General features: G+C 70.6%; 19 protein-coding genes and 4 pseudogenes. 8 read left to right on the top strand and 15 right to left on the bottom strand.

The window, feature by feature from the left end:
* Positions 1-106 precede the first annotated feature (106 nt).
* The 3 genes from AB0F03_RS19170 to AB0F03_RS19160 all read right to left on the bottom strand — a co-directional run bounded on the left by AB0F03_RS19170 (position 107) and on the right by AB0F03_RS19160 (position 2,793).
* A complete protein-coding gene (locus AB0F03_RS19170; protein ID WP_361993039.1) occupies positions 107-799 on the bottom strand; it encodes a TetR/AcrR family transcriptional regulator in 693 nt (230 codons plus the stop codon).
* A 63-nt stretch (positions 800-862) separates the two neighbouring features.
* Entirely contained in the window at positions 863-1,561 is a 699-nt protein-coding gene (locus AB0F03_RS19165; RefSeq protein WP_361993037.1) for an HAD family phosphatase, read from the bottom strand.
* A gap of 32 nt (positions 1,562-1,593) precedes the next feature.
* On the bottom strand, positions 1,594-2,793 hold the full coding sequence (locus tag AB0F03_RS19160; RefSeq protein ID WP_361993036.1) for an acetyl-CoA C-acyltransferase: 1,200 nt from the start codon (positions 2,791-2,793) through the stop codon (positions 1,594-1,596).
* Between the two features lie 306 nt (positions 2,794-3,099).
* On the opposite strand from AB0F03_RS19160, the gene AB0F03_RS19155 reads away from it, so the two are divergent.
* The 6 genes from AB0F03_RS19155 to AB0F03_RS19130 all read left to right on the top strand — a co-directional run bounded on the left by AB0F03_RS19155 (position 3,100) and on the right by AB0F03_RS19130 (position 9,856).
* Entirely contained in the window at positions 3,100-3,939 is an 840-nt protein-coding gene (locus tag AB0F03_RS19155) for an alpha/beta hydrolase (RefSeq protein WP_361993034.1), read from the top strand.
* Between the two features lie 46 nt (positions 3,940-3,985).
* Complete coding sequence (locus AB0F03_RS19150; protein ID WP_361993031.1) at positions 3,986-4,807, top strand: hypothetical protein; 822 nt, start codon at positions 3,986-3,988, stop codon at positions 4,805-4,807.
* Positions 4,808-5,608: 801 nt separating this feature from the next.
* Positions 5,609-6,424, top strand: a complete 816-nt coding sequence (locus tag AB0F03_RS19145; RefSeq protein ID WP_361993028.1) for an intradiol ring-cleavage dioxygenase — start codon at positions 5,609-5,611, stop codon at positions 6,422-6,424.
* Positions 6,425-6,797: 373 nt separating this feature from the next.
* Complete coding sequence (locus AB0F03_RS19140) at positions 6,798-9,149, top strand: LuxR C-terminal-related transcriptional regulator (RefSeq protein WP_361993026.1); 2,352 nt, start codon at positions 6,798-6,800, stop codon at positions 9,147-9,149.
* A gap of 126 nt (positions 9,150-9,275) precedes the next feature.
* A complete protein-coding gene (locus AB0F03_RS19135) occupies positions 9,276-9,458 on the top strand; it encodes a hypothetical protein (RefSeq protein WP_361993023.1) in 183 nt (60 codons plus the stop codon).
* On the top strand, positions 9,455-9,856 hold the full coding sequence (locus AB0F03_RS19130; protein WP_361993020.1) for a hypothetical protein: 402 nt from the start codon (positions 9,455-9,457) through the stop codon (positions 9,854-9,856). Before AB0F03_RS19135 ends, AB0F03_RS19130 begins: the two co-directional genes overlap by 4 nt.
* A 171-nt stretch (positions 9,857-10,027) precedes the next feature.
* On the opposite strand, the gene AB0F03_RS19125 is transcribed toward AB0F03_RS19130, so the two are convergent.
* From AB0F03_RS19125 to AB0F03_RS19110, 4 genes and pseudogenes are all read right to left on the bottom strand, one after another.
* The gene (locus tag AB0F03_RS19125) at positions 10,028-10,549 is read right to left on the bottom strand and encodes a general stress protein (protein WP_361993018.1); all 522 of its coding nucleotides are present in this window, start codon (positions 10,547-10,549) and stop codon (positions 10,028-10,030) included.
* Positions 10,550-10,592: 43 nt separating this feature from the next.
* Positions 10,593-11,159, bottom strand: a complete 567-nt coding sequence (locus tag AB0F03_RS19120) for a type 1 glutamine amidotransferase domain-containing protein (RefSeq protein ID WP_361993015.1) — start codon at positions 11,157-11,159, stop codon at positions 10,593-10,595.
* 182 nt (positions 11,160-11,341) lie between these two features.
* A pseudogene (locus tag AB0F03_RS19115) lies at positions 11,342-11,488 on the bottom strand (aldehyde dehydrogenase); the annotation flags it as partial.
* A gap of 65 nt (positions 11,489-11,553) precedes the next feature.
* Entirely contained in the window at positions 11,554-12,003 is a 450-nt protein-coding gene (locus tag AB0F03_RS19110) for a DUF1931 family protein (protein WP_361993013.1), read from the bottom strand.
* A gap of 486 nt (positions 12,004-12,489) precedes the next feature.
* Here AB0F03_RS19110 and AB0F03_RS19105 point away from each other — a divergent pair, with 486 nt between their 5' ends.
* Both AB0F03_RS19105 and AB0F03_RS19100 read left to right on the top strand, forming a co-directional pair.
* Positions 12,490-12,867, top strand: coding sequence for a DUF2267 domain-containing protein (locus tag AB0F03_RS19105; protein ID WP_361993010.1), 378 nt, complete (start codon positions 12,490-12,492; stop codon positions 12,865-12,867).
* Between the two features lie 8 nt (positions 12,868-12,875).
* The gene (locus tag AB0F03_RS19100) at positions 12,876-13,580 is read left to right on the top strand and encodes a glycogen debranching N-terminal domain-containing protein (RefSeq protein ID WP_361993007.1); all 705 of its coding nucleotides are present in this window, start codon (positions 12,876-12,878) and stop codon (positions 13,578-13,580) included.
* Between the two features lie 17 nt (positions 13,581-13,597).
* Here the strand turns inward: AB0F03_RS19100 and AB0F03_RS19095 are convergent.
* From AB0F03_RS19095 to AB0F03_RS19060, 8 genes and pseudogenes are all read right to left on the bottom strand, one after another.
* Positions 13,598-13,867 (bottom strand): annotated as a pseudogene (locus AB0F03_RS19095) (NAD(P)H-dependent oxidoreductase); the annotation flags it as partial.
* A 40-nt stretch (positions 13,868-13,907) separates the two neighbouring features.
* Positions 13,908-14,753 (bottom strand): aldo/keto reductase, encoded by an 846-nt coding sequence (locus AB0F03_RS19090; RefSeq protein ID WP_361993004.1) that lies wholly within the window; start codon positions 14,751-14,753, stop codon positions 13,908-13,910.
* Between the two features lie 195 nt (positions 14,754-14,948).
* Positions 14,949-15,950 carry a diacylglycerol kinase family protein gene (locus tag AB0F03_RS19085; protein ID WP_361993001.1) on the bottom strand — a complete coding sequence of 334 codons (1,002 nt, stop codon included), beginning with the start codon at positions 15,948-15,950 and terminating at the stop codon, positions 14,949-14,951.
* Between the two features lie 203 nt (positions 15,951-16,153).
* A complete protein-coding gene (locus AB0F03_RS19080) occupies positions 16,154-16,831 on the bottom strand; it encodes an HdeD family acid-resistance protein (protein WP_361992999.1) in 678 nt (225 codons plus the stop codon).
* A 137-nt stretch (positions 16,832-16,968) separates the two neighbouring features.
* Positions 16,969-17,181, bottom strand: a pseudogene (locus tag AB0F03_RS19075) (cytochrome P450); the annotation flags it as partial.
* Between the two features lie 194 nt (positions 17,182-17,375).
* Entirely contained in the window at positions 17,376-17,735 is a 360-nt protein-coding gene (locus AB0F03_RS19070; RefSeq protein ID WP_361992997.1) for an SDR family oxidoreductase, read from the bottom strand.
* Positions 17,736-17,844: 109 nt separating this feature from the next.
* A pseudogene (locus AB0F03_RS19065) lies at positions 17,845-18,135 on the bottom strand (SDR family NAD(P)-dependent oxidoreductase); the annotation flags it as partial.
* A 371-nt stretch (positions 18,136-18,506) separates the two neighbouring features.
* The gene (locus AB0F03_RS19060) at positions 18,507-19,565 is read right to left on the bottom strand and encodes a zinc-dependent alcohol dehydrogenase family protein (RefSeq protein WP_361992994.1); all 1,059 of its coding nucleotides are present in this window, start codon (positions 19,563-19,565) and stop codon (positions 18,507-18,509) included.
* Positions 19,566-19,764: the final 199 nt, after the last annotated feature.

The following is a 19,764-nucleotide window of genomic DNA, read 5'->3' as shown; positions in this document are numbered from 1 at the left end:
CCCGGCGGGTGTGAGCACGAAGACGGGTATGAGCCCGAAAAGGAGAGAAGCACCCGGCGGAACCGGGTGCGATGAGGCAGGCGGTGGCGCGTGACCAGGCTGCCGATCAGTGGTGGTCGGGGAACCGCAGGGCGTTCGCCCAGAGCCGGGTGACCGTGGACACGAGTGCCTCGAAGTCCACCGGCGTACCTTCGTCCTGCCGTTCGCCGAGCACGAAGGCGTTGTAGGCCATGACGCTGACCATGCCCGACAGCGCGCGGGAGGCCATCATCGGATCGACCTCACGGTCTGCGACACCCCGCGCCTGCAGGTCGGCGATGCCGCGGGCATTGCGGCGGATGAACGCGTCAGCGCGCCGGCTCCGGAACCTACGGAACTCCGGCTCCACTTGAGCGACCTGCTCCAGCAGGGCCATCAGCTTCGCATTCCGCCTGTACGCCTCGAGGTACGCGCGATTGCTCGCCTCCAGTACCGCGTAGGCATCGTCGGTACCCTGCGCCCGGCCCATGCCGGGGTGCATCATGTCCTCCTGCGCCTCCAGGAGGACGGCGGCAAGCACCTCTTCCTTGTTGGCGAAGTAGGTGTAGAAGGATCCCGCGGCACACTGGGCCTCTTTGGTGATGTCGGTCAGGCGGGTGTCGAGGTAGCCGTCCCGTTCGAACACCTTCCGGGCGGCCGTCACCAGGGCGGCCCGTGTCCGCGCTCCACGCTTCGTCGTAGGCGGCTCGCGAAGGTGCGAGAGGGGCGCCATGGGTGGTGGCCTTTCGCCGTCCGTGTCCTCGAGAGCCATGGTGTCCATCTCCCGAATTCTACTTGAATCCGACGCCATCCTCATCAAGAGCAGGACGCGCGGGGCGGCCGGTCACCGCTCCCGCGACGATGTCCGGGTGCTCGTAAAGGACTCCCTCGACCTCACCGGGACGATCCCGAAGCGCTCGGCGAGTTGGTGGCGGGTGTCGGCGGCGCTGGTGTGCAGTACACCGCCGATGCCGATCCGTGCCGCTCCGTCGAGGTTCTGCCGCAGATCGTCGATCATGACCGCCTCGTCGGGCTCGACGCCGAGGCGTTCACACGCGATCGCGTAAATCCGGCGGGAGGGCTTGCGGATGCCGACCTCGCCGGAGATGACGACCACATCGGCGACGGCGGCGAGGTCGACGCCGTCATAGGTTCCGGTGCCGAACGAATTGGACACCAGTGCAACGGGACGGCCGGCGGCACGCAGACCACCGAGCAGCGCGAGCATGTCCTGGTCGATCGACATGCCCGCTTGCATCCGGGCCGTGAGCCCCTCGGCCGGTACGTCGGCGCCGTGGACGCGGAGGCGTTCGGCGAACCCTCGCTCGAAGGCTTCGGCGCCGATACGGCCGCACTCGTGGTCGGCCAGGAGGGCTCGGGACGGCTGGTCCCGGCCGAGGAGATCCAGCGGCAGGCGCGGGTCGCCGCCGAGCGAGGCGCCGAAGTCCGTGAAAGCCCGCAACACGCTGGAGGTGATGACCCCGCCGAAGTCCACCAGGACCGCGGTTCGGGGCCTTTCCGCCACGTTCGACACGGTGTCCATGCCTCTCTCCCGGTCGGCTCGCAGGGCCGAGGTCAGACGACCTCGAACAGTCCGGCTGCGCCCATTCCGCCGCCGACACACATCGAGATCACTACGTAGCGGACACGGCGGCGCTTCCCCTCGATGAGGGCATGCCCCACCAGACGGGCACCGGTCATTCCGTACGGATGACCGACCGAGATCGCGCCACCGTTGACGTTGAACCGCTCCGGGTCGATGTGCAGTTCGTCGCGGCAGTACAGCGCCTGGGAAGCGAACGCCTCGTTGAGTTCCCACAAACCGATGTCGTCGATGGTGAGGTCGTGCTGCTTCAGCAGTTTCGGAATGGCGAACACCGGGCCGATGCCCATCTCGTCCGGACCGCAACCGGCGACTGTCATGCCCCGGTAGACGCCCAGCGGTTCCAGTCCGCGGCTCTCCGCCTCCTTCGACTCCATCAGCACCGATACCGAAGCCCCGTCCGACAACTGCGAGGAGTTGCCCGCCGTCACGCTGGAATGCGCGCTCAGCTGACCGTCGGACAGCACCGGCGCCAGCCCGGCCAGACCGTCGAGCGTCGTCGACGCGCGGTTGCCCTCGTCACGGGTCAGCGTGACCTCCTCGTCCCGCACCTCCCCGGACTGCTTGCCGAGGACCTTCTTGACGCTCTTGAGCGCGACGATCTCCTGGTCGAACCGGCCGGCCTCCTGCGCCGCCGCGGTGCGCTGCTGTGACAGCAGCGCGAACTCGTCCTGGCGTTCCCGGCTCACGCCGTAGCGTTCGGCGACGATCTCCGCCGTCTGTAGCATCGGCATGTAGATACCCGGCCTGTGCTCGGCCAGCCAGGGATCCGCCATGCGGTGGGTGTTCATGTGGTCGTTCTGCACCAGGGAGATCGACTCGACACCGCCGCCGACCGCGACCTGCATGCCGTCCGCGACGATCTGCTTGGCGGCCGTCGCGATGGCCATCAGGCCCGAGGAGCACTGCCGGTCGATCGTCATCCCCGACACGGTGTCCGGAAGTCCGGCACGCAGAGCGGCCTGACGCGCGACGTTGAAACCGGACGACCCCTGCTGCACGGCGCAGCCGAAGATCACGTCCTCGACCTCGCCTCCCTCGAGCCCGGCGCGCTGCACGGCGTGCGAAAGGGCATGAGCGGCGAGTTCTTGGGCCTGGGTGTCGTTGAACGCGCCGCGGTAAGCCTTTCCGATCGGCGTTCGTGCCGTCGAAACAATGACTGCTTCCCTCATGTCGCCTCACTGCTTCCTGTTGTCCGGTTCGTCCCGGAGCATCGGGGTCAGAATTCCGAGCCCCGTGAGCCGGGCTCGATGCCGGTAGGCGGTGTCGAATGCCGACTGCGGCGCGGGGCAGGCTCGTTGACCGTCCCAACCGTTAACCGATGGCATGGCCACGGCTGCGGGACGGACGGAAGTCGGCCTCCGGTTCGTTATAGTTGAATTTGACGTCATGTTCAACCACAGTCCGCGTGCTCGGGGGCTTGACAGCCGGCGCCCCCACCTGAAGGCTACCGACCAGTCGGTATGAAGAGGTGGGTCGTGACCGAGTTGAGCATCTCCACCGGTGCGGGCGTGTTCGACGCGATCGTGGCGGGCCCGCCCGAGGGCCGCCCGGTGCTGCTGCTGCACGGCTTCCCGCAGACGGGGCTGGTGTGGCAACGGCAGATCGCGGCGTTGGCCGCGCACGGCCACCGGGTGGTGGCACCCGACCAGCGTGGGTACTCCCCCGGCGCCCGCCCCCCACACCCCGAGGCCTATCGCATCAGCCTTCTCGTCGACGACGTGGTCGCGATCACCGAGGAACTGGGCTGGGCTGCGTTCGACCTGGTCGGCCATGACTGGGGAGGGGCGGTGGCCTGGTGGACCGCTCACGCCCACCCCGGCCGCGTACGCACGCTGACGGTTGTCTCGACCCCGCACCCCGGCGCTCTCGCCACCACCCTGCGTACCGACGCGGATCAGCGCAGACGCTCGCACTACATGATCGACTGGCGCGAAACACCCGCGACCGAGGAGCACATGCTCGCGGACGATGCCCGAGTGCTTCGCGACCTGTACGCCGGAAAGGTCCCGGAAGACAGTGCCGAGGCCTACGTACGGCACCTGACCCGGCCGGGCGCGCTCACCGCGGCGCTGAACTGGTACCGGGCCGGCCGCCCCGACGGCGCGATCGGCATCATCGACGTGCCCACGCTGTACGTCTGGAGCACGGAGGACAGCGCGTTCGGCCCGGCGGCCGCGCAGGAGACCGGGCGGTGGGTCAAGGGGCCGTACCGGTTCGAGACGCTCCAAGGCGTCAGCCACTGGGTCCCCGAGGAGGAGCCCGAAACGCTGAGCCGTCTGCTGCTCGAACACCTGCGAGCGCACAGCGAGTACTGAACCGCAGCGCATACCCCGTCCGTCGACTCTCCGCAGAGGTGACCCGATGAAGTCAGCGCGCGCGGCCTGGCGCCGCCTCGAGCCCGTACACGCCATGATCTACTTCATCCCCGAGGGAAGGCGACGCTACGCCGACCTCGGACTGAGCGGACGCGCCGGGTATTTCACCTCCCGGAGCGCCGCGTTCGGGCGGGCATCCGCCGAGCTGGTCATCTCGACCTTCTACAACTTCAACCCCGCTCTCGTACGGCAGGCAGTCGACGGGGCCTGGGACACGACGACGCCGCAGCAGGTGCTGGACGCGCGGTACGCCGCGGCGGGCGAAGCCCTGCGGCGGGCGGGAATCCACGAACTGCCCACCCTGGACGAGGTCCTGGCGCTGACCCGCCGGGCCGCCGATGCGGCCTGCGAGCACGCGCAGGGCCGCCCGCTGTTCGCCGCGCACGCCGCGCTGCCCTGGCCGAAGGAGCCGGTACTGCAGCTGTGGCACGCCCAGACACTGCTCCGGGAGTTCCGTGGAGACGGCCATGTCGCGTGCCTGCTGAGCGAGGGCATCGGCGGCCTGGAAGCACTGGTTCTGCACGCCGCCACCGGCGAGGTCCCCGTCGACTTCCTCAAGGCGAGCCGCGCATGGCCCGAGGAGGAGTGGGCCGCCACCCAGGAGCGTCTGCGCGAACGAGGCCTGCTCGACGGCGACTCCCTCAGCCCGGAAGGCGTACTCCTGCGCCGGCACATCGAGGACCGCACCGACCGCCTGTCCCTTCCCGCCTACGCCGCCCTCGGTGACGCCGACTGTGAGCGTCTCGCCGAACTCGCGAGCCCCTTCGGCCGCGCCGTCGTCGACGCCGGCCTTCTCAAGCTCGGCTGACCGCACTTCTCATCCCGCTCCGCCGCGTGCTCGATCCGCCGGCACCGGTGACCGTGGAAGCCGTCCGTGAGCCCGGCGCGGCGCCCGCGCCGAGGTGCTGGATCGGCGCGGTCTCGGACTGCCCGGCACTGCGCGGTCGCCGCCTCGCTCCGAAGGACCTGCGCGGCTCCGCCCTCATCCCCTGGACTCATGAGGCGTGCCGTCGCGCGGGCACCGTGCATCTGGGCGGCACCCTGGAGAAGGCCGTCCGCAGGGAGGCGCAGACCGCCGCCGGTCGGATGCCCGAGCGCCCGTTCGTCCTGGTCGGCCGGCAGTACCTCACCGACTCCGGCCGGTCCCGCGGCGACGCCCACCCGGTCTGGGCGTACGCGCACGTCCCGCACGGTTGTCCCGGCAACGCCACGGAGGCGGTGCTGCGCCGGATCGAGAGGTTCGCGCCGGGCGTACGGGAGCGGATCGTGGGGCTGTCGGTGCGCTCGACCGCCGAACCGGCCCGGTACAACGCCGACCTCATCGGTGGCGACATCGTCGCCGGTGCCGACACCGCACGTCAGGTGGCACTGCGGCCCCCGGGTCGCACTCGACCCCTACCGCACCGGCATTCCTGGTGTCTACCTGTGCTCGGCGGCCACCATGGGCCTGCCCGCACCGTGGGGCGTCCGGACCCCGGGGCTGCGTGGGCCACGCTCTGCATCAGGTCCCGCAGTCGGGCGGACGCCCGTGCAGTGCGTTTCGTAACGCGCCTGATTCGTCGGTCATCTGATCGATCCCACGGACTGCCGCACGCGCCATTCTCACACCATGACTGACACCCCCGACCCCCGTTCCGCAGAACGCGAGCGCGGCCCCGAGCCGGCCGACGGCCCCGCCGGCGCGACCCGCAGAACCGTCATAGCCGCCCTGGGCGGTGCAACCCTCGGAGCGGCCGCTCTGGGTCTCACTGCCGCACAGGCGACCGCGGCCGCAGACCGGAACGACGCTGCCCAGCCCCCGGCCCGGACGGCCGCCGACTGCGTCCTCACACCCGAGCAGACCGAGGGGCCCTACTACCTGGACCTGGAGACGGTCCGCAAGAACATCACCGAGGGCAAGCCCGGCGTGCCGCTCACCCTCCGCGTCAAGGTGATCGACACCAAGACCTGCTCCGCACTGCCCGGCACGGCGGTCGACATCTGGCACTGCGACGCTCTCGGCGTCTACTCCGGATACGTGGCCGGCGGCTCCACCCCGGACACGACCTTCCTGCGCGGCGTGCAACTGACCGACTCCACCGGCGTCGCGGAATTCACCACCATCTACCCCGGCTGGTACGTCGGCCGTGCCCTCCACATCCACGTCAAGACACATGCCGGCGGCACTGTCACCGACGGGACGTACCACGGAGGCCATGTCTCCCACACCGGTCAGCTCTACTTCCCGGAGTCGTACAACAGCAGGATCGCCACGACGGCCCCCTACCGGAGCAACACGGCCACTCGCACGCTCAACGCCAGGGACGGCATCTACCGCAACGGCGGGTCCTCCACCCTGCTGACCCTCACGCAGATCGGCAGCGACCTCGGCAAGGGAGTGACCGGCACCGTTGTGCTCGGCGTCGATCCCGCCGCCACCCCCTGACGCTCCCGTCCCGGCGGTAGCCGGTCCGCTGCAACAACGCCGGCTACCGCCGCTTGCCGCAGTACTCGCGAGGGGACACGACGATGGGTGCGAGGATCTCATCGCGGGACTGGGCGGCCGGGAATCGGGGATGAGCGGGAGCATGACGTGTGAGTTGTGCGGCATACCTCTGACCGGGCGACCGCGCAGCGGTCGACCGGCTCGCTACTGCTCCGACGCCTGCAGACAACGGGCGTTCAGGCAGCGCGCCGCGCGCCAGGATTCCCGCCGGGCTCAGACGGCCGCGTCATCCCCCGCACAGAGCGCTGTCCCCCCGATCGCTGCCTCCCCGATCGCCCAGGGCCGCGGCCTGCCGCGGGCCCTCGACTCCTTCGTGGGCCGACGGGCGGAGCTGTCGCGTCTGCGCACCTTACTGAGGACGTCGCGGCTCCTGACCCTGACCGGTGCCGGCGGCGTCGGCAAGACGCGGTTGGCGCTGGAGTTCGCCAAGGGCCTGCCCGGCCACTACGGCCGGGTCGACCTGGTCGAGCTCGACGCGGTGCATGACGGCGCTGCGCTCACACAGTCCGTCGCCGCCGCGCTGGCCGTGGGTGAACGGGCAGGACGATCCGGTGTCGACGTCCTGGTCCACGCAATCAGCGACGCCCGTCGGCTGTTGGTCCTGGACAACTGCGAGCATCTGGCCGAACCGTGCGCCGGACTGATCGCGACCTTGCTGAGTCGCTGCCCTCGGTTACGGGTCCTCGCCACCAGCCGGGAGGCCCTGCGGGTACCCGGGGAGACCGTGCTCCGGGTCGGCGAGCTGTCGCTGCCGCCGGCCGACGCCGGAGACGACCCGGTGGCCCTTCTGCGGGCGGACGCTGTGCGGCTGTTCGTCGAACGTGCCTCGAGTTGCGCACCGGGATTCACGCTCCATCGCGGAAACGGCCGGACGGTTGCCGAGATCTGCCGCAGACTGGACGGCCTGACGCTCGCCGTGGAACTGGCGGCCCGCCGGGCCGGCACCCTCGCGCTGAACGACATCCTGGCAGGACTGGACGACCAGATGTCCCAGCTGTCCCTCTTGACAGGTGGACACAGGACCGGGCCCAGGCGCCACAGTGAGCTGGCCGCCACGATCGACTGGAGCCACCGGCTGCTCGATCCGGCCGAACAGGCGGTCTTCCGGCGCCTCGCGGTCGTCGTCGGCGGGTTCGACACGGCTGCGGCGCGGGCGGTCTGCGCCGGTGACGGCATCGCGCCGTCGCAGATACTCGGCATCCTGTGTGCCCTCGAGGCCAAGTCCCTGATCGCACCTGTCTCACGAGATGCGGAGACCGCACGATTCAGACAGCTGGGCGCCATCCGCGCCTACGCCCTGGAGTGCCTGCTCGCATCCGGCGAGCTGCGCACCACAAGGCACCGGGCCCTCGAGTGGCTGAACGGGCTGGCAGACCGGGCCGGCGACGAGGTGTTCGCCGACCAGGCCGGCAGCCCACTGGCCGTGGAACGGGACAATCTCGCGGCGGCTCTGGCCGACACCACCGTCCGCGACGGGGCCTCGCACCCACGGCTGGAGCTGGAACTGGCGCGCGTGCACTACCAGCAGGAGCAGCCGTCGGCCGCCCACGCGCTGCTGACGGGGCTGCTGCGGGAACCCGGCGGCCGGGCGCTCGGCGGGGCGGTACCGGCGCTTGCCGCGCGCGTGGCCTGCCAGCGAGCCGAACCGGCACAAGCACTGCGCCTCGGCGAACAGGCGGTAGCCATGGAGCGGACGCGCAACCACCCCGCCGGACTTGCCAACGCCTTGGACGCGCGGGCCGCGGCGCGGCTGTGCCGCGGGGAATTCGCCGCGGCCGTCACAGATCTGCGCGAGTGCGTGGATGTCGTCGCCATGCTGGGCAGACCGCAGGACACCGCGTGGTGCACCCATCACCTGGCCTGGGCGCTGCTCCAAGCGGGCGGGGAACTGGAGGCCGACGTTCTCATGTCCCGCTGCCTGCCCGTGCTCAGGGACCACGCCCCGTGGAGCCGGGTCGCGGCCGCTCTGCACACAGCGGGCGCTGTGCGGCTGGCTCTTGGCCATCTGGAAAGTGCCGAGGCGCTGTTCGCCGGAGTGCTGCGGATCGTCCCCGAAGCAAGTTTTCACGCGCTCTACCCGGTCGAGGGCCTGGCCCTCGTGGCCGCCGAGAGCGGCGACATGCGGCGAGCGCTTCTGCTGTACGAGGCGAGCGCCCAGGCACGCCGCCGACTCGACACCGTGTCCGAGGCTCCGTGGCGACGCCAGCTGGAACGAACGGTGGCTCGTGCCAGAACAGGGCTGCCGGCCGCCGCTCGGGACGCGGCCGTGAGCGGCGGCCGTCGCCTGCGCGGGGATCGGCTTGTCGCGTACGCGTTGCGGACACGCAGCGACGACCACCGAACGACGGCGGACGCCGTGGACGTCGTCGACGACCGGTCCACGCTCACCGGAAGGGAGTTGATGGTGGCCGAGCTCGTCGCCGAGGGACTGACCAACCGGCAGATCGCGGAGCGGCTCGGTCTTTCGACACGTACGGTCGCCACGCACCTGGACAAGGTGCGCGACAAGCTGGGCATGCGGTCACGCACGCAGATCGCCCTGTGGGTGACCGGTGCGGTACGGTCGCCGCTCGCAGGTGCTTCACCGACCCGGCCCACTGAGCCGGGCGTTCCGGCAGACGTACGCCATCCCCCCGCGGAAATACCGGAACAGCGCGCCCGGTGAGGGAGCGCACGAAATGTGGCAAGTAGGGCGCGCATGGTCAAGTGCCGTCTGTCCACGGTCGTTGATGCCGGCGCATCCTGGTCGGCGGAGCCGTGCGGGAACGGATGGGCAGGGAGGGGCGGACGCATGCGTGCGACCGTGCTGCCTGTGGTGCGGGGCGTCGTGGACCGACACGCGCCGAGCGAACGGCAGTTGGTCGAGGACCTGGCGGGTCTGGACTACGGCCTGGTGGTACGGCGGATGCGGCAGGCGTCGTCCGGCGGGCGGTCCGACCCGCTGGGCTTCGGCTGGACGACATCGCGACCGTGATCACGCCCTTCGTACTGCTGGTGGTCGACGAGGCGTGCCGCGCCGCCGTCGCGGACGGGACCGGACGGCTGATGAACCGGGCCACGAGCGCCCTCGGACGGCTGCGCCCGTCCGCCCGCCGCACGGCCGCCCCGCCCGAGGTGCCCGACTTCGTGCGGGAGCAGTTGGCGTCCTTACGGCGGCGGGTGCGTGAGGAGGTGATCCGGCGCGGCCTCTCCGGCAGCGACACCGACGCCCTCGCGGACAGCGTGGTCGCACGGCTGGCCTTGGCGGGCACGGAGGACGCGCGGGACGCCGGGTCCAGTGAGCCCGGCGAGTCCGGTGAGCCCGATGGATCGGCTGAACCGGATGCGTCGGGCGACGGTGGTGGTCGTCAGGAGGACGGAGCGGTCCGGTGAGCGGGGGTACGGCGGCGGCTGCGCCCCGTGCGGCCCCCGTGCCGTCGGCCCCCGACCCGGGCGCGCTGCCCGCCGGGACCACCCTGCGCTTCCTCGTCCTGGTCGTGGCGATGGCGGCGGCCACGCACGAGATGCTGAGCGGCATTCTGCGGCCGTACCCTCCCCAGAGCGTCACGTTCGTCTGCGAGTTCGCAGCGGGCTACGCCAGTTCAGCAGCCCGAAGATCCAGCCGACGAGCGCGCCGGGCAGCGCTCCGGTGGCTGCGCCGTGGAGGGCGGCCGCGCCGTACCCCACTCGACCGATCACCTGTTCCACCAGGCGTACGTCCCGACCGGTGATCGCCACCTTCTGAACGGGAAAGCCCTGGTCAGCGAGGTGGTCGACGGCACGTTCGGCTTCCTGGTACGTCGCATTCGAAGCCCAGGGCAAACGGATTGATTCTTGCCCTGGCGCAGGTCGCTGCCCTCGGGCCGTACCGCGCCGAGGCCGGCCTCCTGTCGAACGACGACGCGCCGGCCGGCGTCGCCGGAACCGCGGACGCGGCCGAGGCCGAGGCCGAGGTGCAACCCCGGAAGCCGCGGAGACCGACGGCCCCGTGATCCTTCCCGTGCGCCCCCTGGTGCTGGGGGGCGTCCGGTCCGCGCAGCTCCGAGGGCGTGCTCGGCCACCTGGTGGTGTCGTCCCGGTTCCCACCCGGGAGCAGGACCACTTCCCCGCCGGCGACCAGGCCGCCGGGTCAGCTGGGCATGGGGTGGTGCGCCCGGGCGAACTGCTCCACGACGGCGGCGCAGAAGGCGGGCAGGTCGGCCGGGCCGCGGCTGGTGACCAACTGCCCGTCGACGACCACCTCTTGGTCGGCGACGACTTCCGCGCCGGCGTTGCGCAGGTCGGTGCGGATGCTGGGCCAGGAGGTCAGGCGGCGGCCGCGCACGGCGTCGGCTTCCGCCAGGGTCCACGGGCCGTGGCAGATCGATGCGACCGGTTTCCCGCTGGCCATGAAGTCCTTGACGAACTGCACGGCGTCGCGGTTCATGCGCAGTTGGTCGGGATTCATGGTGCCGCCGGGCAGGAGCAGGGCGTGGTAGTCGTCGACGGAGGCGTCGGCGACCAGGCGGTCCACGGGGAAGGTTCCGGCCGGGTTGAGGTCGAACTGTCGGGCCTGGATCTCGCCGGGGTGGAGCGAGACGATCTCGGTCTTCGCCCCTGCGCCCTCCAGCGCACCGCGCGGCCGGTCGAGTTCCACGCGCTCGACGCCGTCGGTGGCCAGAATTGCCACCCGCATCCCCCGGAGTTCCTGTGTCATGGTACGGCTCCCTTCACGAGTCGCTGGTTGTACTGGGCGGGGGGCGGGGACACCCGGCAGGGCCCGTCCGGATCCTGTTTCCGTACCCGGGACGGCAAGGCCCGGCCGAAGGTGCCCCGAGCGCATGTCTGCGCGCGGTCAGCGAATGCTGCCGTCCGGGGGAGGCGACCTTCGTCCCACCCGCCGACCACAGCGATGGCCCCGGTGACCTTCACCGACTGCACCAGGCCGTTCAGGGGCATATCGGCGTGCTCGTTACCATGCGGATCGTGCGCCTGGTGGCCCACGCACTCGCAGTCGTGGTCGGCCCCGAGTCCGTTGGTGTGCTGGTTCGACCCGGTCGGGGGGATCGGTCCTGGCATCGTCGATTTCGTTGTGCTGATCTTCACCAGGACTACAGCAGGCGGTCGAACACCGCGGTCACGCCCTCCCAGTGGTTGGTCTGCGGGTTCTTGATATCCGGATACACGATTTTGAACGTCTCGGCGAGGGCGACGCTCAGACCGCCGATGATCTCGGGGTAGCGCTCTTCGGTCTCCTGGGTGGGTGTCCTGTCGAGGGGAGGGTGCGCGGCGAGCTGTTCCAGGATCGGCTTCAGCTCGACCTCCTCGTCGAGCCGCCGGAACCGGTGGATGCTCTCCTGAAGGCCCTTGGTGATCGGCAGGTCCCACGGTTCGACGGTATCCCGGCCGTTGGCCTTGGCCGACGCCTGCGCGACGACCAAGAGGTCGTAGAGCTTGGCGTCGACGAAGTCGCCGCACCGCTTCAGGTCGTTCTTGTCCACGTCGAGGTCTGCGGCGGCGCGGAAGAACCTCTCGAACTTCGACACACCCGTCACGGTCATGCCTCTCGCCTCCTCACCGGGAACCGGACGGCGTCGTACGCTCCCGCCCGCGCCGTCATCGGCTGTTACCCGGTCGAGATTCGCAGAGCCCCCTGCTGAGCGCCTCCGCACCCCAGGCCGAAAAAGGGCACCCCCTCTTCCCCTGGCAGAGCAGCACGAAGTGCGCAGGCATCCCTCGGCCAGCCGTACGGCCGTCCGTCCATCCGTCCGCAGGGGACTGCGCGGCGTTGCAACGCCTCGCACGAGATTGCACAGGCACGGCGCCCTGACACACATCCGGCAGACCGGCGCCGGCGTCCCCATTTCGTGGCGGAGGCCGTCTGCACTCGTACCCGGAGGTCTATCGAGCCCACCGCTTTTCCTCCCGCCGGGAGCAGGCAGGGTCTGGCCCACGACCGGAGCATGGAGACGTCAGAGTTCCCTCCCTTCGGTGGCTGTCCCGAGTCCCCGCCAGGGAGCTGCACAGCTTGCGAAAGAGGACGGCTCATGGACTACAACACCTTCCTCGACACCATCACCCGGCGCGCCCCCGTCCCCCCGGAGAAGGCGGAGCCCCTCACCCGCGCCACCCTGGAAACCCTCGCCGAGCGCCTCACCAGGGGTGAGGCGGAGGACCTCGCGTCCGAACTGCCCAAGCCGCTGAAGGAACCGCTGGTCTCGCCCACTCCGGAGGCCGAATCCTTCGGACTCGACGAGTTCATCAACCGGGTGAGCAGGCGAGCAGAGGTGAGCCCGGACGACGCCCGCGAGGGTGTACGGGCCGAGCTGAGCACCCTGAGGGACGCGGTCAGTGACGGAGAGTTCCGCCACGTGATGTCCCAGCTGCCCCGAGACTTCGAGGCTCTCGTCGGCGCCCCGGGCTAGGAAGAGCCATGACCGACGAGGTCGGCGCCATCATCGAGGAGACGGAACCGGCCGTACTCACGGCGGCCACCGTCACACTGGTCGAGGGACCGACGTTCTGCGTCTCGAGCACCTCCGGGGACATGGAGGCCGAGGTGCCGCAGGGGCTCTTCTTCCGCGACATGCGGGTCATCTCCGACTGGCAGATCCGGGTGGACGGCCACCGGCCGCACCACCTCACCGTGCTTTCCCAGGACCCCTACAGCACCACGTTCGTCTCCCGCGTCCCGCCACACGGCTCGCAGAGCGAACTCCTGCTGGAACGTCGGCGCTACGTCGGTGAGGGGATGCGCGAGGACCTCCGGTTGCGCAACCTCAGTAGGCGTCCGATGACGGTGCCGGTCTCCCTGCGGGTGGGCGCCGACTTCGCCGATGTGTTCGCGGTCAAGGAGAGCCGCGTACGCGTGGTGGGCGAGATCACGGCCGCGCCCACCGGCAAGGCTCTGGAACTCGTGTTGCACGCGGACGATTCCCTGCGCGGCGTGCGGGTGGAGAGCAGCGATGCCACCGCACGGCCGGACGGACTGGATTTCCTGGCCGAGCTGCCGGCGCGCGGCGAATGGCACACCACCGTGCTGGTCCGCCCCAGCGTCGACGGCGAGGAGGCCGGCGGCGTCTTCCACCCGGGGACACCGGCGGTCGTCAGCATCCCCACGGGCTTGTTGCTCAGGTAGGGCGGGTCGTGGTCGGCCAGGAGAGCGAGCCAGTCCACCGCGTTCTTGAACGCGCCGCTGACCGACCCGTGGTACGTCGGGCTGCTCCACAGCAGGCCGTCGGCGGCCTGAACGGCATCCGCGAGCCGGCGGGCGGACGGAGGGATGCCGTGCTCCGACGTGTAGAACGGAAGATCCAGCCGCTTGAGGTCGATCACCTGGATGTCGGCGCCCGCCTCGGCCGCCCCCTCGACCGCCACACACAGTGCGGTGAGGCTGGTCGACGGAGTGCGCAGCGAACCACCCATGCCGACGACGAGCGGGAAGCGCGCCATCCTGTCAACTCCTTCAGAGCATCTCCAGAGGCGTGGGCCCGCTGGGCGGCGGGAACGCCTCATCGAGGGTGTCGAGTGCCTCGGCAGGAAGATGGAGGTCCGCCGCGCCGCGGTTCTCCCGAACGTGGTCAGGTGATCCGGAACGCGGGATCGCGGCCACCCCCTGTTCCAGCACCCAGGCGAGTGCCACCTGGGTTGGCGTGGCTCCGAGGGCCCGGGCCACGGCACCCAGAGCTTCGACCTTCAGCAACCGCCCCTGCTCGATCGGGGAGTAGGCCGTGACCGTCACCCCGGCCCCGCGGCACCAGGGGAGCAGATCCCACTCGATGCCGCGCCGGGAGAGGTTGTACAGCACCTGGTCGGCGGCCACGGCGTCGCCGCCGGGGAGGGCGGTCAGCTCGACCATGTCGGCGACGTCCAGATTGCTCACACCCCAGTAACGGATCTTCTCCGCCTCCATCAGGTCGGTGAAGCCCGCAAGGGTCTCCTCGAGTGGCCACCGTCCCCGCCAGTGCAGCAGGTAGAGGTCCAGCCGTTCCGCACGGAGCCGCCGCAGGCTGCCCTCGCAGGCGGCGACGATGCCTTTCCGGTCGGCGTGGCCGGGCAGCACCTTGCTGACGAGGAAGACCTCCTCCCGGCGTCCCCGGAGGGCCTCCCCGACGAGCTCCTCGGCTGCGCCGTCGCCGTACATCTCCGCCGTGTCGACGACGGTCATGCCCAGGTCCACGCCCAGCCGCAGCGCGGCGATCTCCTGTTCACGCCGGGCCGGGTCCTCGCCCAGGTACCAGGTGCCCTGCCCGAGCGCCGCGATCTCCTCACCGGAGGGGAGGGCGATCGTTCTGGCCGAATCAGCAGACATCCCGTGCCTCCCGTCCGCCGCGGATCCGTGTCACGCGCTCCCGCGCCGAGTTCCCAGGTCCGCGCCTCCCAGACAACCGGTGCCGCATGCGCCGCAGGGAGGTCAGGAGGGGCGAGCGGACTGCCCCGGGAGCGCGCCCGCGTTCCCTCGTTTCGGTGACTCCGGTCGACGGGACGGTTGCTGACCCCGGTCTGCTCATCCGGTGTGGTGGCCAGGAGCGGCTCGCCCGACGGCTGAGACCACCCGCCGGACAGCAGCCCAGCCCGGCGGTTTTCCGGCGGGTCCGGTGCCGGGACGATGCCGCGGAACCCATACCCGGAGCGCCCGAGGACTGATCCGGCACCGCACGGGGGTCGGCAAGGTGACGGCTTCGCCGTCCAGCCCGGCGGGGAGGGCCTCGACATCCGCGTGGACGACGACGTCGTCGGGCGTGGCGAGACGGGCAAGGCCGCGGGGTTGCCCGCTGCGGAGCCTCGCGGCCGTCTCGGCGGGCGTCTCCGCCCTGGCGGCCAGCACTCCCAGGAGGCCGGAGTCGAGCTGCGCCCGTCTGCCGAGACCGGCCAGGTCATCCATTTGGTAAGGGTTGTTGCTCACCAGCACGGCATCCGGCCGTTCCACGGTGAGCAGCCCGGCGCGGACCACCATCTCCGGACCCTCGTGGCGGGCCAGGAACTCCGGAAGGACGCGCACCGCGGTACCGAGTTTGTCGTCCCGGTAGGCCGGGTCCTGGACCAGAGCGGCATAGGCACCGAAGGACACGTTGTTGACGAAGACCCGCTCGCCTGCGAACCCCAGGTCCACGCGCAGCTCGATACCGTCCGTCAGGGCCTCCAGCGCGGCCGAAGGGTCCGCACGGTCCAGACCCAGATCCATCGCGAAGTGGTTGCGGGTACCGACCGGAATGACCACGAAGGGGAGGCCGCTTTCCGCGGCGACCCCGGCAACCAGTGCCTGGGTGCCGTCTCCACCGGCCACGCCCAGCAGATCCGCCCCGTCATCCACCGCCCGGCGGGCGATCTCCGCGAGGTCCTGGGGTCGGGACGGGTCGACCAGGAACACCTGAGCCCCCAGTGCGCGGGCCTTGTCCGCGACGCGGAACCGGCTCGCCTTCCCTCCGCCCGCACGCGGATTGACGATCAGATACGGCCGCCGTACAGCGGCCACCGGCCGGGACGCCTCACCTGTCCTCTCCGTCATGACAGGGTCCAGGAGGCGACGATCGTCAGTCCGGCCCATGCCACTGGTGGCGGGAGAGCCGCCGCCACCACCGCTGCTGATCGCCCCGCCCCCCACGGGCCCGGTTCAGCGAGCACGCCGGCAGCCATCGCCTCCATGACCATCCCTTCTACGGTGACGCGTCACGGCCTGCCGCGGCGGCTGTGACGATACGGCTGCGCCGATCAGTGCTGGGCGTGCGGACGCGCGTGGAACAGATGCCGCCGTTGGGTCGCCGTGCCCTGAGCGAGCTGGCCGATCTCGACGCGGGTCCTGATGGCTCGGATCACTTCGGTCAGGCCCAGAACTATGGCCATGACGCCCGCTACCAGGGTGAGTGCCGCGATCGAGGCGAACGGCATGATGATCATCACGACGCCGGCCAGAGCACCGATGATGCCGAAGGCCACGTGCCAGCCGCGGGCCGGCATGTGCTGATCGGAGGCCGCCGCGGCCGTCTCCGTGGTGCCGCGCAACAGCCAGCCGAAGCCGATCCACAGGGCGAGCAGCAGGATCGACTCCAGGGTGCCCCGGAAGCAGATCAGCCCCAGGAGGATGGAGGCGGCGCCGGTGAGGAAGTGCAGTACACGAAGATGCCGGCGGACGTGCGTACCGAAGGCGGCGGCGAGCTGGAAGACACCGGTGCCCAGCAGGTAGACGCCGAAGAGGATGCCGACGACGCGGAGTGTCGCGCCCGGCCAGACGAGGGCGATGACGCCCAGGGCGATCGTGGCGAAGCCCATGGTGAGCAGGATCTGCCAGCCCATGTTCGCCAGGGCGGCCATGCCTTCGCCCGAGGGGCCCTCCTGTGGTTCGGCGGCGCGTGGGGGAACGCGGTCGGGGGAATCGGAAGGCGATGTCATGACATCTGCCTCCTTCTGGGAGCAGCGTCGTCACACTCGTACGTTTCCATCCTCACCCGATCAGCCGCATCTCGCTCTGTGAAGAAGTTCGGGGTTCATCGCCCACCAGGTCCTCCACGAGCAAGCTCCTTGCCCGCTCACCGACGCGAGCCGTCGATGTCGACCAGGAGGTGCCGGGGGCCGCGCAAGATCTGGTGGTGCCGGTACGGCGGCGGGTCCTCCACGAGCCGAGGGTTCTGCACCCGGCGGACGAACTCGCCGACCGCGAGCTGAACTTCGAGCCGCGCGAGCGGAGCACCGAAGCAGAAGTGGATGCCCTGAGAGAATCCGAGGTGCTGGTTGTCGGATCGGCGAGCGGCCTGGCCCAGTGGGGTTCGCCCGTCACCCGCGACTTCCTGGGCACCAACCCCTCCCCCGCCACACTCCGCGAGGTCATGACGGCCCCGCAGCCGGAGCTGTCGCGGCGCGGTAGCTCCCCGGAGATCAGCCCTGCTCGACGGGTCGTGATCACTCGTACGGCGAACGACCGCCATCGACGTGCGGCTCAGCCGACGAGCTGCTGGCCTCCGTCGATGTCGTACGTCGCGCCTGTGAGGGCGGTGTTGGTCATGATGTGCACGGCGAGCGCCGCCACGTCCTCGGGTACGACCACGCGGCCGATCGGCAGCGTGGCGCGCAGTTCCTCGCGACGGGTGTCGAGTGCGTCGCCGAGCAGCCGGGCCGACAACGGCGTGTCCACGAAGCCGGCGGCGACGAGGTTCACCCGGACCGGCGCGAGTTCGAGTGCGAGGCTGGCCGTGAACGCGGGCATCGCGGCGGTGACCGCGGGGGCGGCACCAAGAGCGCCCCGGATCCGGCGGGCTCCCGTGCCGCCCAGGAGCAGCAGCGTGCCGCCCGGCCGCACGAGTGCCGGCGCAGTGGCGCGCGACCTCGAGTCCGAGCACCATGTGGTCGCTGAGCGCCCGGCGCGCCTGCTCGGCGTCCATGTCCAGAAGACGGCCGTAGGACGGGCCGCCCGCGGTGACCATCACGTGGTCGACCGGCCCTGGCAGCTGCTGGAAGAACCGCTCCAGCTGCACCGGGTCGTGCGCGTCGAAGGCCGCGGTGCTGAGCGCATCGGCCTCCTTGCCCGCGGTGATCAGCCGTTCCGGGTCCCGTCCCGTGAGGACCACGCGGGCGCCCTGGTTACGGGCGAGCCGTGCGGTCGCGAGCCCGATACCCGCGCTCCCGCCGATGACGACGAGGGTCTGCCCGTGCAGGGCCTGGTCGCGGGAGCCGTACCCCGCGGGCGGCTCAACGGTCATGGATCCTCCTGCGCTGCGATCTTGCCGAGGTTGTCCTGAGGACCGGTCCAGCACCTCGTCGAGCTGCGGCAGGAACCAGGCGGTGACCCACTGTCGGCAGCCCCGTCAAGCCGAGTCGCCATCCCCTCACCGTTCGACCGGGTGCGGCAGAGCATGCTTGACCTGCCACCACCAGCGTGCCTCGAACGCCGCAGCGACGCATGTGAGACGGCTCCCGGCTGGGTCCCCACAGAGCGACCTCCGCCGAGATGACGTACGAGGCACCCAGGAACACCGGCGCAGGCGCTGACCTGGTCCCACGGAGGGTGCTTCAGCTGAGGCCCCCGGCACGCCGTGGCCGCACCGCCGGCGCACCAGCAGGGCCGCTTCCCCTACCCACCGCCTTCTTCCCGGCCGTCTTCGAAGACGAACAGTGGCTTGGTGCCGTGTGCGGGTGCTTCGGCGAGCGCGACGGCTTCAGCGAAGTCTTCGAGCGGGAACGGCTGGCCCTGGGGAATGCTCAGCACCTCATCGGCGACCAGGCCGCGCACCTGGGCCAGTGCGCGCAGCGCGTCCTCCGACGAGGCGGTGCCGAACCAGCGGTTCAGCCAGAAGCCACGTACCGTTTCGGTCTCGTAGATGACCGAGCGCGCCTGAAGCGGGATCGTCAGCGCCGCCGGGTCGGTCTGCCGGTGGGTGGAGAGCGCGCCGTAGACCACGGCCTGCCCTCCGGGAGCCAGTGCCCGGGACACCTGGGCACCCACGGGGCCCGCGACACAGTCGACGGCCTTGCGCACGCCGGCCGGTCCCGCTATCTCGGTCACACGCTGCACCAGGTCCTCGTCCTCCGTGCAGATGACCTCGTTTCCACCGAGTGCCTTGATCTCCTCAACGGCAGCACGTCGCCGCACGACGTTGATCGTGCGAATCCCCAGATGCCGGGAGAGCTGGATGACGAGCCGGCCGACGGTGGAGCCCGCGGCCGTCTGCAACAGCCATTCGCCCGGCTGTACTTCGAGTTCGCGCGTCACGAGGAGCAGCGCGGTCAGCGGATTGACGGCGAGTTGGCAGGCGCTGGAGTCGCTCAGATGCTCAGGGACCGACAGCAGCCTGTGTGTGCCGGCCACGAGGTATTCCTGCCAGGTGCCGGCCGTAGGGGGGCCGGGTACAGCCGGGACGACAGCGGCCACCACGCGCTCACCGACCTTCAGCCCCTCGGTTCCCGGCCCCAGGGCCGCGATACGGCCCACGCACTCCATGTGGCCCCCGACAGCGGGAAATTCCGGGGTGAAGCCGTAGCGGCCTCGCAGCACGTGGAGGTCACTCGCGTGAACCGGGGTCGCCTTCACCCGGATCAGTGCCTGACCCGCATCCGGCGTGGGAACCGGCCGGGACTCCAGCCGCAGGACATCGGTGGGCTCGCCGGCCTCTACGGCTACGAGCGCGCGCATGGATCGGGGCATGAGTGGCCTTTCGTCTCCCGGTCCGCGAGGCCGGCGGGCGCTCCGGGCAGTGCGACGCCGGGGCCGAAGCGCTCGCCGGTGCCGAGGCTGCGATCGGCATCCGTCTCCTTCGGACCCTCACCGACACACTGAGGTGATCATGTAAGTGCTGCTCCCCGAAGGCCCGCAGCCACGTCACGGTGCGGGC

The sequence above is a fragment of the Streptomyces sp. NPDC028722 genome, from assembly GCF_040637655.1.
In the GTDB taxonomy this organism is placed as follows: domain Bacteria; phylum Actinomycetota; class Actinomycetes; order Streptomycetales; family Streptomycetaceae; genus Streptomyces.
Note: the sequence above shows the minus strand (reverse complement) of the source record. Positions and strands in the feature narration are given on the sequence as shown.